The organism is Kribbella sp. NPDC051620 (assembly GCF_044453825.1).
Classification (GTDB): Bacteria; Actinomycetota; Actinomycetes; order Propionibacteriales; family Kribbellaceae; genus Kribbella.
The window spans coordinates 594,114-608,580 of sequence record NZ_JBITDB010000002.1; the positions used below are offsets into that span (position 1 = coordinate 594,114).

Annotated in this window: 10 protein-coding genes; 1 reads left to right on the top strand and 9 read right to left on the bottom strand. The window is 66.4% G+C overall.

Features of this window, described 5'->3' with window-relative positions:
- Position 1: 1 nt before the first annotated feature.
- Complete coding sequence (locus ACIA12_RS09980; RefSeq protein ID WP_396366552.1) at positions 2-1,831, bottom strand: hypothetical protein; 1,830 nt, start codon at positions 1,829-1,831, stop codon at positions 2-4.
- Positions 1,832-2,153: 322 nt separating this feature from the next.
- Here ACIA12_RS09980 and ACIA12_RS09985 point away from each other — a divergent pair, with 322 nt between their 5' ends.
- Positions 2,154-3,197, top strand: coding sequence for a glycoside hydrolase family 5 protein (locus tag ACIA12_RS09985; protein WP_396366553.1), 1,044 nt, complete (start codon positions 2,154-2,156; stop codon positions 3,195-3,197).
- 111 nt (positions 3,198-3,308) lie between these two features.
- On the opposite strand, the gene ACIA12_RS09990 is transcribed toward ACIA12_RS09985, so the two are convergent.
- The 8 genes from ACIA12_RS09990 to ACIA12_RS10025 all read right to left on the bottom strand — a co-directional run bounded on the left by ACIA12_RS09990 (position 3,309) and on the right by ACIA12_RS10025 (position 14,374).
- The gene (locus ACIA12_RS09990) at positions 3,309-4,313 is read right to left on the bottom strand and encodes an ABC transporter ATP-binding protein (protein WP_396366554.1); all 1,005 of its coding nucleotides are present in this window, start codon (positions 4,311-4,313) and stop codon (positions 3,309-3,311) included.
- Positions 4,313-5,317, bottom strand: coding sequence for an ABC transporter ATP-binding protein (locus ACIA12_RS09995; RefSeq protein WP_396366555.1), 1,005 nt, complete (start codon positions 5,315-5,317; stop codon positions 4,313-4,315). The genes ACIA12_RS09990 and ACIA12_RS09995 overlap by 1 nt, the downstream gene beginning before the upstream one ends.
- On the bottom strand, positions 5,314-6,207 hold the full coding sequence (locus ACIA12_RS10000; RefSeq protein WP_396366556.1) for an ABC transporter permease: 894 nt from the start codon (positions 6,205-6,207) through the stop codon (positions 5,314-5,316). The genes ACIA12_RS09995 and ACIA12_RS10000 overlap by 4 nt, the downstream gene beginning before the upstream one ends.
- Entirely contained in the window at positions 6,200-7,126 is a 927-nt protein-coding gene (locus ACIA12_RS10005) for an ABC transporter permease (RefSeq protein ID WP_396366557.1), read from the bottom strand. The genes ACIA12_RS10000 and ACIA12_RS10005 overlap by 8 nt, the downstream gene beginning before the upstream one ends.
- Positions 7,123-8,703: an ABC transporter substrate-binding protein gene (locus tag ACIA12_RS10010; protein ID WP_396366558.1), complete on the bottom strand. Its 1,581-nt coding sequence runs from the start codon at positions 8,701-8,703 to the stop codon at positions 7,123-7,125. Before ACIA12_RS10010 ends, ACIA12_RS10005 begins: the two co-directional genes overlap by 4 nt.
- A 209-nt stretch (positions 8,704-8,912) precedes the next feature.
- A complete protein-coding gene (locus ACIA12_RS10015; RefSeq protein WP_396366559.1) occupies positions 8,913-10,661 on the bottom strand; it encodes an ATP-binding cassette domain-containing protein in 1,749 nt (582 codons plus the stop codon).
- Positions 10,662-10,835: 174 nt separating this feature from the next.
- The gene (locus ACIA12_RS10020) at positions 10,836-12,146 is read right to left on the bottom strand and encodes a M16 family metallopeptidase (protein ID WP_396366560.1); all 1,311 of its coding nucleotides are present in this window, start codon (positions 12,144-12,146) and stop codon (positions 10,836-10,838) included.
- Positions 12,143-14,374, bottom strand: coding sequence for a polyribonucleotide nucleotidyltransferase (locus ACIA12_RS10025; RefSeq protein ID WP_396366561.1), 2,232 nt, complete (start codon positions 14,372-14,374; stop codon positions 12,143-12,145). The genes ACIA12_RS10020 and ACIA12_RS10025 overlap by 4 nt, the downstream gene beginning before the upstream one ends.
- Positions 14,375-14,467: the final 93 nt, after the last annotated feature.

Sequence of the window (14,467 nt, forward strand, 5' to 3'; positions counted from 1 at the left end):
ATCAGGGAGTGTGCTTGGCCAGCTCGGCGGTCGGCACGTAGATCTGCAGGTTCATCGTGGTCGCCGGTGGCGCGATCAACTTGTAGTCGACGTCGAAATCGAGACCGCAGGTTCTGAGCGCGTCGATCTCCAGGTCGCTCACCGGGCGGTTGAAGAACAGCAGCGGCTGGCGGTTGCCCGGCCAGGGCTCCTTGGTGGAACACACCTCGGTGATGCCGGCCGCGGTCCGCTCGCGCTCCTTGGGCGCCACCCAGGCCTCGCCGAAGGGGCGGCCGCGCAGCATCAAGACGATGCCGGCCATCTTGTCCAGCGCGATGATCGGACGGCCGGACGGGGTCGTGTACGGCTTGAGCAGTTCGTCGAGGGCCTGGTACCTGGCGGCGTTGCCCTTCGTCAGCTTGAGGTCGCCGAGCGACTTGAGGTTGGTCGCTGTGGTGAGATCGCGGTGGGGGGCCGATCGGTACGGGTTGAGCATCAGGCCGCCGTACGAGATCGAGGCGACTGCCACGAGTGCGCCGACGGTCACCAGGGCGGTCGTCGTACGGGCTACGAGCGGGGCCTTGTCGAGGCTGGTCAGGACGGCGATCATCAGCGCGGCCCAGGCGGCGAACGCGTTGAAGCCGATCATGTAGATGGGGGTGTTGGTCCCGAACGCCTGCACGAACGGGAGCACGGTGAGCAGCCCGAGAATGACCCAGGATCTGAGGGTTTCCACTTTTGGCGTCCACTGTTTGGTGGCTACCGCGGCGGCGGTCGTGATGACGGCGACCAGTACGGCGGCCAGCAGGGTGACCTGGAACTTGCCGTTGTTGACCGGGCCACCGTGGAGTCCGCCCTTGTCGATGGCTTGGTAGACCGACAACGCGAGGCCAGCCGCGGCGAGCAGCCACGCGGCGGCTCGTAGTACGGGCTTGCGGGCCACTACTCCGGCCGCAGCGGCGATGAAGAGCAGGAAGTGCTGCTTGAAGGTCTCACCGACGAGCTTGATGCCGGTGTTCCAGTACATCTGCACGAGCGTCGCGGGCGTGTAGGAGCTGCCTGCGATGAAGCGGTTGACCGCGAGGATGCCGGGGATCGCGACCGTCAGCGGCACCACGAAGACCTGCACCGCGACGGCGATTCCGGTCACGCCGACCAGCGCCCAGAAGATGCCCCGGGCAACTGCTTGCGATCCTTGTTTGCTGAGCACCACGATCGCGGCGACGACGATCAGGGTCAGCACCACGATCGACGACCATTTGGCGAGCACCATCACGCTGATCACCACACCGGCCAGGGTGAGCGCCCAGATCGGCGGCTTCTTGTCCCTCTCGATCGCGGTCGCCGCCCAGAGCACACACGAAACCCCGGTGAGCGACCCGAGCAGAATGACGTCGTTGTACCCCGGACTGATCGGCAACCAGCTGTAGGTCATGCCCCCCGCGGCGAGGATGGTGGTGATCCCCGCCGCTTCCCAGAGCCCGGTCTTCGGCGCCTCCGGCCTACGGGTGCGCAGCCAGCGCATGAAACTCCACCCGAAGAACAGATGCCCTCCGACGACAGTCACCAGCCGGAAGATCCGCAGCTGCGCGATGTCCCAGTGCAGCAACTGAAAGACCGGCCCGTAGATGTACTGAATCCCGGTCAGCGCCAGCGGATTGCTGCTCCACCAGCGGTAGGACAGCAGGTAGTACCCCTCATCCGTGATGTCGAAGCCGTACCCGACGTTCCGGGCCGCGGTAACAATCCAGGTTGCGCTGACGGCTGCTGCCACCACCAACACAGCAACAATCAAGCCACGGCTACGCCCCGTGACCCTCTCATTGCCATCAGCAACCGCCTCAACACTCACTGGAGAACCTTAGACCGGTTACCGGGGTACTCCCCCACGCCGGCGCCACGCTCGGCGAAAGTGGCGAGGCCAGCCTCGGACAGCTAGTGGCCAACATAACTCACCCGTCAGCGAACCGGAGCGTGATGCGGCTGCGGGCAGAGCGCAGTGCGTCAGTCTTATCCGCTTTTCTACTTGAATGTTTCAGTCTCGAGGTCGCTCTTGTTCGGGTCTGAATGTTCTTGCGTACCTCTGATCGACGGATGGACACCACCAGATTCCGGGTCGATATTCCTGAACATGTGAAGCGGTAGATCCTCGAGCGCTCAGAAGAGGTCGATACATGAACGGAAGACCGCCCCAATCCCGCACCACGCCACTACGCCGATCGCTGCTCCTCCTGGTGGTGAGCACTCTCGCCCTGGGTGGCCTGGTCGCCACTTCGGCGCCGGCCAACGCCGCAACCAACCAGTTCCGGGGTATGAACTGGGCCGTCCTTGGTGACAACTTCAGCAAAGGACCGCTCGTCATCTCCGGCCTCAGCCAGACCGACAGCAACGCGACCGTGCGGGCCAAGGCCAATGCGGTGTATGACGACCTGGCCGCGATCGGCGTCAACACGGTACGGCTGCCGATCAACACCCACACCGTGGGCACGACCTGGTGGGAGGCGTACCGGGGCGCCGTCGACGCGGCGACCGCGCGCGGCTTCAAAGTCATCCTCACCTACTGGGAGGACGGCGCCGCTTCGGGCGGCAAAGTGACGAACTACACCGCCTGGAACACGATGTGGTCGCGAGTGACCAGCACCTACGGTTCCAACGCCAATGTCTACTTCGAGCCGATGAACGAGCCGCACGGCTACAGCTCGACCGAATGGCGAAACGTCGCCGCCGAGTGGCTCAGGTACCACTACTCAGCCGTGCCCAGCCGGGTGCTCATCGGCGGTACCGGCTTCAGCCAGGACTTGCGCGACATCTGCAATGACAGCCGCTTCAACGGCACGCTGATGTCGTTCCACACCTACACCTTCTTCGCCGGCGCAATGACGTACGACGGTTGGCGCAGCTACATCCAGACCCGGCTGGGTAACTGCGCCTCCCGCGCTGTGATGACCGAGTACGGCGCGCCGATGTCCAACGGCCTCAACTACGCCAACGCGAGCAGCACCGACAACTACGTGCGCTACCTGCGGGCCGCCACCCAGGTTATGCGGGACAACCAGATGGGCGGTACCTACTGGCCCGCGATCGGCGGCAAGCGCACCGACGGCGGCGGTTTCGACTGGTATTCGATGTTCTCCCAGAGTGGCAGTGGCACCACCATCGATTTGGCGGTCCGCAACTCCTCCGGCCGTGACCGCGTCAGGTACGGCTGGGGCCTGTAACCAGAGCTGACCAAGACATCAGCCCGAAGGACAGGTCGGCGAAAGCCGAACTGTCCTTCGGTCTGCGGCCGCGCCGCACGGTCATCTGGGACACGCGGCACAAGCCACCCACTAGGCGGTGAGGGTTGTTGTGTAGGTGGATTGGGCGTCTTCGGCGAAGTGGCAGGCTGCGGATTGGCCGGTGGGGAGTTGGCGGAGTTCGGGGGTGTCGATGGAGCAGCGGGCTTCGGCGCGGAGGCAGCGGGTGTGGAAGCGGCAGCCTGAGGGTGGGGACACCGGGGAGGGTGGGTCGCCGGCCAGGACGATGCGTTTGCGGCCTTGGCGGGCCAGGCCGGGCTCGGCGGAGAGCAGGGCTTGGGTGTAGGGGTGGGCTGGTACGTCGTAGACCTGATGGTGCTCACCAAGCTCAGCGACCCGGCCGAGATACATGACAGCTACTCGGTCGGATACGTGGCGTACTACCGACAGGTCGTGCGCAACGAAGATGATGCTCAGGCCTAGTTCTCGTTGTAGGCGCATCAGGAGGTTTACAACCTGCGCCTGCACGGACAGGTCGAGCGCCGACACCGGCTCGTCGCATAGTAGGACGTCAGGGTTCAGTGCGATGGCGCGGGCGATGCCGATGCGCTGCCGCTGACCACCGGAGAATTGATGCGGAAACCGCGTCTCATCCTCGGCACGCAAACCGACCAGCTCCAGCAACTCCCGTACCCGGGCACGGATGTCGAGGCCGCGCGACACATCCGGATGTACCTCCAGCGGCTCCGCGACGATCTCACCGATCCGCATCCGCGGGTTCAGGCTCGAGTACGGGTCCTGGAAGACGACCTGTACGTTCCGCCGCCACCTCCGAAGCTCACGACCGCCCATCTTGCTGACGTCCTCACCGCCATACAGAACGGACCCCGAAGTTGGCTTCTCCAGCGCCGCGAGCAGCCGGACGAGAGTCGACTTCCCGCACCCCGACTCCCCCACGATCCCGAGCGACTCGCCACGGCGCAGTACGAGATCGACCCCGTCCACCGCGCGGACCAGCGTCTTCTGGCTGAAGGAGAACGCCGGGCTGATGTCATAGTGTTTGACCAGGTTGGTTGCCAGCAGCAACTCGTCACTCATCAGACCGCCTCCTGCGCGGGGATCGACGTACGGCGGATGCAGGCGGCGTCTCGGCCCGGCGCGATCGTCAGCAACGGCGGCACCACCTGAGCGCACTCCTCGATCGCCTCCGGGCACCGGGTCCGGAAGGCGCAACCCGACGGGATGGCGCGCAACGACGGCGGCGTACCGGGGATCGTCGGCAACTCCTGCCCCTTCAGGTCAGCCGAGGGCATCGACCCCAGAAGTCCTTCCGTATAAGGGTGCAAGGGCCGTTCCAGCGCCGCAGCAGTAGCCGCCCGCTCGACCACATGTCCGGCGTACATCACCACCACGTTGTCGGCGACATCCGAGACCACCCCGAGATCGTGCGTGATCAGCACGACCCCCATCTCCCGCTCAGCCTGCAGATCCTCGATCAACTCCAGGATCTGCGCCTGCACGGTCACATCGAGAGCGGTGGTCGGCTCATCGGCGATCAGTACGTCGGGATCGAGCGCCAGCGCCATCGCCAGCATCACCCGCTGCCGCATCCCACCGGAGAACTCGTGCGGATAGTCATGGACCCGCTTGGCCGCCGCCGGGATCCGCACCTGATCCAGCATCTCCGCCGCCCGCTTCATCGCGTCCGACTTCGACAGCCCCCGATGCACCCGATAGCACTCGGCGATCTGCCGACCGACCGACTGCACCGGATTCAAAGCAGACAACGAGTCCTGGAACACCATCGTGATCCGGTCCCCGACGATCTTCCGTCGTTCCCTGACGGTCATCGCGATCAGATCTTCACCCCGGTACTTCGCAGTCCCGGAAACGATCCGCCCCGGCGGCATCTCCAAAATCCCCGTCAGCGCCTGGGTGGACACACTCTTGCCCGAACCCGACTCCCCCAGAATCGCCAGCGTCTCCCCGGCCCGCACCTGCCACGAGACCCCGTCAACAGCCCGGACCCGCCCGTGCGGAGTATCGAACTCCACTGACAGATCCTCGACCTGCAGCAGTACCTCGCCAACCGTCGTAGTCATCGCATCAGTTTCGGGTCGAGGGCGTCGCGGATCGAGTCGCCGATGATCATGAAGGAGATCGTCATCGTCGAGATGAACAGCGCCGGCCAGATGAACAGGTGTGGTGCGTCCCGGTACGACGCCGCGACGCCGAACTGCGACCCCCACGAGATGGACGGCGGCTGCAACCCCACGCCCAGGAAGGTCAGGATCGCCTCCAACCCGACCAGCCCGCCGACGCCGAGAGTCGTTGTCGCCAGCAACGGCGCCATCGCGTTCGGGAAGACGTGTTTGCGCAGGATCCGCAGCGGCGGTACCCCGACCGACCGGGCGGCCAGCACGAACTCCCGGTTCCGCACCGAGAAGACCGTCGAGCGCATCAGCCGCATCCCGAGCGGCCAGGACGTCAGCAGGATGACCCCGACGATGATCCAGATGCTCCGGTTCGGCACCGAGTTGAGGACGACGATCAGCGCGACCAGCCCCGGCAGCGAGAACAGCACGTCCGCGGTACGGGAGATCAAGTTGTCCACAAACCCCGGGAAGTACCCGGCGAGCAGCCCAAGAACCGCCGCGATCAGGAAGCCGCCGATGCTCGCCACGACACTGACCAGTACCGACGGCCGGGCACCATAGATGACGTTGGCGAAGTAGTCGCAGCCCTGCACGTCAAAGCCGAAGGGATGGCCAGGAGCCCGCCCCTGCTGCGACTTGCCCAGCTCGCAGAAGCGCGGATCGGTGGCGGTGAAGATCCGTGGCACCGCGGCCATCAGGAAGAACGTCAGCACGAGGACCGTACAGAGCACGAACTGCGGTTTGCGCAGCAGCGCCCGGAGCAGTTCCCGGTTCGAGAGCGTCCGGCTGCCCAGCTCCAGAGCCTCGGACTCGAAGATCGCCTGTGTCTCAGACATTGCGCACCCTCGGATCGATCGCGCCGTAGATGACATCGACGAGCAGGTTGACGGCGATGAACATCACGAAGGCCAGCGTGGACAGCAGGACGACCACGCCACCCTCCTTCAGCTTGATCGCCTGGAACATGAACTGACCGAGCCCCGGCAGGTTGAAGATGCTCTCCGCCAGCAACGCGCCGGCGAAGATGCCGCCCACGTCGACACCCATGAAGGTCACCATCGGCAGCAACGCGTTCGGCAGCACGTGACCCCACAGGATCCGCTGCTCCCCGAGGCCCTTGGCCCGGGCGGTCTTCACGAAGTCGGCGTTCGCGGTCTCGACGATCGACGTCCGGGTCAGCCGGGCCAGACCGGCGAACCCGGTCAGACCGATGCACAGCGCGGGCAGCAGGTACGACGTGGGATAGCCGTGCGCGATCCCCGACACCGGCAGCCACTTCAACTCCACACCGAACACGTACTGCGCAGCGAAGTACACGACCAGCAGCGGCACGGCGAGGATGAACAGCGTCGCGAGCAGCAGGATCCGGTCGACGGCGCCGTTGCGCTTGAACCCGGCGTACAGGCCGAAGAGCAGGCCGGCGATCCACTGGATCACCAGGCCCATGGTGGCCAGCTTGAGCGTCACCGGGATCCGCAGTTGCAGCTGCGAGGCGATGTCGGCACCGGCGAACGTGGTCCCGAAGTTGCCGGTGAAGATGTCCTTCATCGACAGCAGGTACTGGACCACGAACGGATCGTCGAGGTGGAACTGCGCCCGCTTGGCCGCCATCACCGCGGCCGGGATCGGCTTGTCGCCGGCCAGTTCGCGCAGGGGGTCCCCGGGCATCGCGAAGACGAGCGCGAAGACCCCCAGCGTGACGATCAGGCCGATCGGCACCGCCGCCAGGATGCGGCGCAGGACGAACCGGGTCACTTGAACGTTGAGTACAGGGCCTGGACGCCGGTGTACTTCGACACCCGCGGCTCGATCTTGGCCGAGTGCAGGTACGGGTTCTGCTTGGCGTACAAGGGAATCAGCGGCATGTCCTCGAGCGCGATGTCCTCGGCCTGCTGGTACAGCTTGATCGCCGCCTCCGGGTTCGGCTCAGCATCGCCCTGGGCGAGGATGGCGTCCAGCTTGGGGTTGCTGTAGTGGGCGAAGTTCGCGTCACCGGTGGTCTTGAACATCGGCGTCAGGTAGTCCTCGATCGACGGGTAGTCGTGTCCCCAGCCGCCGAACCGCAGGCCGTCGAGCTTGCGCTGCTGGGCCAGCTCGGTGAGCTCGGAGCCGACCTTGCCGGTGTACTTGACCTCGAGCCCAAGGTTCTGCCGGAGCATGTTGCCGATCGCCTCGGCGTACAGCTGACCGGTCGCGGAGGTGGTGTTGTAGTTGATGTTCAGCGGCCCGGAGAAGCCGCCGGCCTCCGCCAGCAACGCCTTGGCCTTGGTGACGTCGAAACTGCAGTACTTGCAGGCGTCGGCACGGTAGCCGTCGATGTCCGGCGAGATCAGCCCGTTGGACGGCGTCGCCAGGCCGACCAGATCGGCCATCGCCTTGCGGTCGATCGCCATCGAGAACGCGTGCCGCAGCCTGGGGTCCTTGAACCGCTGGTCCCAGGCCGGCATCACCAGGTAGTTCGCGCCCGAGCTCTCGCCGGTCACCCAGCCGTCCGGGGCGTCGGTCTTGAAGGTCTTGATCTTGGTCGACGGCACATCGACGAAGTCCACCGTGCCGGCCAGGAACTCGTTGTACGCCGTGTCCGCGTTCGGGATGAAGCGGAAGGTGATCGCATCCGCCTCGGGCGCGTTCGGCCCCTTGTACCCGTCCCACTTGGCGAGCTTGACGTCGCCGCCGTTGCTCCAGTCGCCGTCCAACTTGTACGGCCCGTTGCCGATCGGCTTGCGCTTGTACGCGTCCGGGTCCTTGCGCACCTCTTCGGGCAGCGGCGCCAGGCCCAGGTACTGCAGGGTCAGCCCGAACTGCGAGAACGGCACCTTGAGCTTGACCGTGAAGGTCAGGTCGTCGACCTGCTTGAGGCCGCTCATCGCCTTCACCGAGGTCGGTGCCGGCGTGGCTCCCTCGGCGGTCGGCGGGTTCAGCGCGTCGTACCCCTCGACCTTGGAGAAGAAGCCGTTGTTGTCCCAGGCGTTCGAGCCCTCGGCGGTCAGGTTCCAGCTGTCGACGTAGTCTTTCGCGGTCAGTGGCTGACCGTTCTGGAAGCTGTTGCCGGCCTTCAGCTTGATCGTCCAGGTCTGGCTGGTCTTGTCCGGGGTGACCGCGTCGGCCATCACGTTGACGACCTTGCCGGTGTTCGGGTCGGTCGCCACCAGCGGCGCGAACATCGCCTGCGCGATCTGGATGCCCGGGCTGCTGTTCTCGTTCAGCGGGTTGATGAAGTCGAGCGGATCCGCGGCCAGCGCGATCACCATGCTCTTGGCGCCGCCCGTCCCGGAGCCGTTGTCCTTGCCGTCGCCACAGCTGGTGAGCACCAGCGCGAGACCGAGCGTCACCCCCAGAACCCCAGTGACTCGTCGCACGTCGAACCAACTTCCTCGGCGGAGGGCCGGTAGGCGGAATAGCCGCCATGTTGGCTGGTCGAAACTGGCGATGTCAACGTTGTCAGAGCCAATCCAGAGGCAAGTAACAAACGCGTTACCTTGACGAGACCTCAGAGCACCCAGAACACACTCCGCGTACCGACGTCAAGAACTCGCCCCAATTATCCCAAGTCATCAGACCTCAGCCGAGACTCGTCACGCTCCGTAGACTGCCCGTCGAAGATCTCCGCGAACCGCCCGCCCGGTACTGCGAACAGCTCCGCGTAGCTCCCCTCCTCTACCACCCGCCCCTCATCGATCACGTAGATCCGGTCCATCTCCCGCAACGTCCAGGCGCGATGCGACACCACGATCGTGATCCGCCCGGCCCGGGTCCGGCTCAACTCGCCGAAGATCTCCCGCTCCGCCTCCGCGTCGATCGCCGAGGTCGGCTCGTCGAGGATCCAGATCCCGGCGTCGCGCAGATAGATCCGCGCCAACGCCAGCCGCTGCCACTGCCCACCCGAGATCCCGGTACCACCCCACTGCTGCCCCAGTTGCGTGTCCAGCGTCATCCGGTCCGTGAACGACCCCGCCTCAGCCGACACGAGCGCCGCCCGCACGTCTTCATCCGGTACCACCTCCGCCGGCGTCCCGAGCCGGATCACGTCGCCTAGCGAGAACTCGAACTTCCCGAACTCCTGCACCAGCAACCCGAAGCACCCGAGCCGCTCGCCCTCGCTCATCGAGGCCGCGTCGACCCCGTCGATCAGCACCCGCCCCGCGTCGACGCCGAGCAACCCGATCAGCGCGTTGATCGCCGTCGTCTTGCCGGCGCCGTTGACACCGACCAACGCGATCATCTCGCCCCGCTCGGCCCGGATCGACACGTTCCTCAGAGCAGGCTCGACAGCACCGGCGTAGGTGAAGCTGACGTCTTCCAGCCGGATCTCACCGACGTCATGCCTGACCGTCTGCGGTGATGCAGGCGGGACACTGGCCAGGAAACGCCGGTAGATAAGGGCTTGTGGCGACGCGGTGATGATCGTCCCGAACGCATAACCACAGGTCCTGATGGCATTGAGACCCGAGATCGTGCCCGCCACCGCTGCCGCCGCACCCGCTCCCGAAGCGCCGCCCAGGACCAGAGCCGCCAAGGCCCCACCGAAGAGCAGGGCGGTAGCCAGCGCAGCCGCAAGTTCCACCAGCATGGCCTTGCGGACCATCAGGTCGAGGACCCGGGTCGCGTCACCACGATGAGCCGCGACCACTGCGGCCACCTTCCGCCCCGAACCCACCACCGCCAGCTCGGTCCCCGGGCGTTGCTGGACGAGTTGCTCGGTGGCATAGCTCGCCCGCCGGTCGAAGGTCGCGACCTTGGGCCAACCGTCGGCCTCCATCTGAGAGATGACGGTGAACCCGAGGACGGTCGGCGCCAGCGCGGCGACCACCAGCAGCCCCGACACCGGGTTGATCGCCCAGACGACGGCACACAACATCACCGACGTGACGCCGGAGCCGAGCACCTGGAGGGTTCGTCCCGGCACGTCATCCATCACCGCCGTCGCCGTCTGGCTCGCCTCCAGGTCGGTCACCACCTCGGGCCGGGCGAGCATGCTGGGCGTCAGCTGCGCGGCGGCCTCCGCGAGGTCCGATCGGTAGCGGAGCCGGAGTCTGAGCGACATCCGCTGGGTCGACGACAGCGAGACCTGGCCGAGCGGATACATCAATCCGACGACGGCAGTGAGACCCGCCAGCGCGATCCATGGGTCGTCGTCGACGGTCTCCACGACCCGCTCCAGGAGGACGACCTGAGCCGCGGGGAGTACGGCTTGGGCAAGCAGTAGCAGGGCGGCGATGACCAGCCAGCCGGGAGTATGACGGGCGGCGTCGCGGAGGGCGGCACGGGCGGTACCGAGGGAATCCAGCACGAGATCCTCTTTCGCAGGAGGGCAGGCGAGATCTCACCGGAGTGAGATACGTCGGCCGCTAAGTGCGATGAGATTCCGTTCGGAGTGGAACCCAGAGGCAGATAACGCTGTGACGCAACGAACCGCAGCCTACCAATCGGCAGGCCGCGGTTCGAGGGGTCAGACGGTGGTGTGTCAGACCGTGAAGGGGGTCTTGTCCTTGAAGGGGCCCATGACGGTGAGGGTCTGGTCGCCGGCGTAGAGATCGGCGGCCAGGGTGGCCACGTCGTCCAGGGTGACAGCGTCGATGCGGTGCAGGATCTGGTCGACGGTGGGGAGTTCGCCGTAGACGAGTTCGGCCTTGGCGATCCGGGTCATCTTCGCGCCGGTGTCCTCCAGGCCCATCACCACCGAGCCGCGCATCTGGCCCTTGCCGCGGAGGAGTTCGTCGGGGGTGATGTTGCCCTTGGCAATGTTCTCCAGTTCGGCCCGGACCACCTCGAGGACCTCGGGGGCCTTCTTCGGCAGGCAGCCCGCATAGACACCGACCATGCCGGAGTCGGCGTACGCCGAGCCGAAGGTGAACACCGAGTACGCCAGTCCTCGCTTCTCGCGCACCTCCTGGAACAGCCGCGATGACATCCCGCCACCGACGATGCCGTGCAGCACGCCCGCGGCGTACCGGCGCTCGTCGTTGCGCACCAGCCCGGGCATGCCGAGCACGAGATGCGCCTGCTCGACGTCGCGGTAGTGAACTTCCACTCCCCCGTACGTCGGTACGCGGCGCTTCGCCTCTGGTCGTACCGGCGACGGTTCTGCCTCAGCAGTCATCCAGTGGCGCTCGAATGCCTTGCGGACCAGGCGGACGACGTCGGAGTGCTCGACGTTGCCGGCCACCGAGACGACGATGTTCTCGGGCAGGTAGCGACGGCGGTACCAGCCGCGGACCTGGCGAGGCGTCAGGCCGGCCACCGATTCCGGCGTACCGGTGATCGAGCGGCCGAGTGGGGTCTGCCCCCAGAGTTGCTCGGCGAACAGGTCGTGGATGTGGTCCGACGTCTCGTCGGCGTGCATCGCGATCTCTTCGTCGATGACGTCGCGTTCACTCTCGATGTCCGCCTCGGTCAGCGTCGCCGAGGTGATCATGTCGCAGATCACGTCGACCGCCAGCGGCAGGTCGGAGTCGAGCACCCGGGCGTAGTAGCAGGTGTACTCCTTGCCGGTGAACGCGTTCATCTCGCCACCGACGGCGTCCAGCGACGCCGAGATCTCCATCGCGTCGCGCCGCTCGGTGCCCTTGAACAGCAGGTGCTCGAGGAAGTGCGTCGCGCCGGACAGGTGGACCGGCTCGTCGCGTGAGCCGACGCCGACCCACACGCCGAAAGTGACCGAGCGGAAGCCCGGCACGGACTGGGAAAGCACGCGGAGCCCGGAGGGCAGGACGGTCCGTTTGACCGGACCGCCCTCCTCCGGGCTCAGCAACGTGCTGGTGATGGCACGTGTCACTCGGCGGGAGCGACCTCTGCGTCATCGGCCTTGGCCTCTTCCGCCTTGGCATCCTCGTCCAGGACCGGGATCAGCGACAGCTTGCCGCGGTCGTCGATCTCGGCGATCTCGACCTGGAGCTTCTGGCCGACGGACAGGATGTCCTCGACGGCCTCGACCCGCTTGCCACCGGCCAGGCCGCGCAGCTTCGAGATGTGCAGCAGACCGTCCTTGCCGGGGAGCAGGGAGATGAACGCACCGAAGTTGGTCGTCTTGACGACCGTACCCAGGTAGCGCTCGCCCTTCTCCGGCATGGTCGGGTTGGCGATCGCGTTGATCATCGCGCGCGCCGCGTCGGCCGAGGGGCCGTCCGTCGCACCGATGTACACCGTGCCGTCGTCCTCGATGGAGATGTCGGCACCGGTCTCGTCGGTGATCTGGTTGATCATCTTGCCCTTCGGGCCGATGACCTCCCCGATCTTGTCGACGGGGACCTTCACCGAGATGACCCGCGGCGCGAACTCGCTCATCTCACCCGGGGCGTCGATGGCCTTGGCCATCACGTCGAGGATGGTCAGGCGGGCTTCCTTGGCCTGGGTCAGCGCGCCGGCCAGCACGCTGGCCGGGATGCCGTCGAGCTTCGTGTCCAGCTGCAGCGCCGTGACGAAGTCCTTGGTACCGGCGACCTTGAAGTCCATGTCGCCGAACGCGTCCTCGGCGCCGAGGATGTCGGTCAGCGCGACGTACTCGAGCTTTCCGTCGACCTCGCCGGAGATCAGGCCCATCGCGATACCGGCGACAGGAGCCTTCAGCGGCACACCGGCCGAGAGCAGGGACAGCGTCGAGGCGCAGACCGAGCCCATCGAGGTGGAGCCGTTCGAGCCGAGCGCCTCGGACACCTGACGCAGCGCGTACGGGAAGTCCTCGCGTGACGGCAGCACCGGCACGAGCGCGCGCTCGGCGAGGGCGCCGTGGCCGATCTCGCGACGCTTCGGCGAACCGACCCGGCCGGTCTCACCGGTCGAGTACGGCGGGAAGTTGTAGTTGTGCATGTAGCGCTTGCGCGTCTCCGGGGAGAGCGTGTCGAGCTGCTGCTCCATCCGGAGCATGTTCAGCGTGGTGACACCCATGATCTGGGTCTCGCCGCGCTCGAAGATCGCGGAGCCGTGCACCCGCGGCAGCACCTTGACCTGCGCCTTGAGCGGACGGATGTCGCTCAGGCCGCGGCCGTCGATGCGGACCTTGTCCTTGAGCACGCGCTGCCGGACCAGCTTCTTGGTGAGCGAGCGGAAGGCTGCGGACAGCTCCTTCTCGCGGCCCTCGAAGTCGGCGGCCAGCTTGTCGACCACGGCGGCCTTGACGGCGTCGGTGGCCTCCTCGCGGTCGTGCTTGCCGGCGATCGTCAGAGCCTGCGACAGCTCCTCGGTGGCAGCGGCCTCGACAGCGGCGAACGCGTCGTCCTGGTAGTCCGGGAAGACCGGGAACTCACCGGTCGGCTTGGACGCCTTGGCGGCCAGCTCCGACTGGGCGTCGACCAGGATCTTGATGAACGCCTTGGAGGCCTCGAGGCCCTGGGCCACGATCTCCTCGGTCGGCGCCTGCTTGCCGGCGGCAACGGCGTCGAAGGTGCCCGGGGTGGACTCGGCCTCGACCATCATGATCGCGACGTCACCGGAGTCGGTGACCCGGCCCGCGACCACCATGTCGAAGACGGCGTCCTCGAGCTCGGTGTGCGTCGGGAACGCGACCCACTGCTTGTCGATCAGGGCGACGCGGGTGGCGCCGATCGGGCCCGAGAACGGCAGCCCGGCGATCTGGGTGGACATCGACGCGGCGTTGATCGCCAGTACGTCGTACAGCTTGTCCGGGTTGAGCGCCAGGACGGTGATGACGACCTGGATCTCGTTGCGCAGGCCGGAGACGAACGACGGCCGCAGCGGGCGGTCGATCAGCCGGCAGGTCAGGATGGCCTCCTCGGAAGGGCGGCCCTCCCGGCGGAAGAACGAGCCCGGGATCCGGCCGGCGGCGTACATCCGCTCCTCGACGTCCACCGTCAACGGGAAGAAGTCGAACTGGTCCTTGGGCTTCTTGCTGGCCGTGGTGGCCGACAGCACCATCGTGTCGCCGTCGAGGTAGGCGGCGGCGGAGCCGGCGGCCTGCTGGGCCAGACGGCCCGTCTCGAAGCGGATGGTGCGGGTGCCGAAGCTGCCGTTGTCGATGACGGCTTCAGCGAACTCTGCGCCCTCCATGGGCGCGTTTGTGGATCCCGACACGGGATACCCCTCTCGTCACTTGAGACGACTGTGAGGCGCGAGTCTCCCGGGGGTGTGCCGGTCTTCGAT

Coding starts and splice junctions, on each gene's coding strand:
- ACIA12_RS10000 (WP_396366556.1), bottom strand. CDS start 6,207: ATGTCTGAGACACAGGCGATCTTCGAGTCCGAGGCTCTGGAGCTGGGC.
- ACIA12_RS09985 (WP_396366553.1), top strand. CDS start 2,154: ATGAACGGAAGACCGCCCCAATCCCGCACCACGCCACTACGCCGATCG.
- ACIA12_RS09995 (WP_396366555.1), bottom strand. CDS start 5,317: ATGACTACGACGGTTGGCGAGGTACTGCTGCAGGTCGAGGATCTGTCA.
- ACIA12_RS10025 (WP_396366561.1), bottom strand. CDS start 14,374: ATGGAGGGCGCAGAGTTCGCTGAAGCCGTCATCGACAACGGCAGCTTC.
- ACIA12_RS09990 (WP_396366554.1), bottom strand. CDS start 4,313: ATGAGTGACGAGTTGCTGCTGGCAACCAACCTGGTCAAACACTATGAC.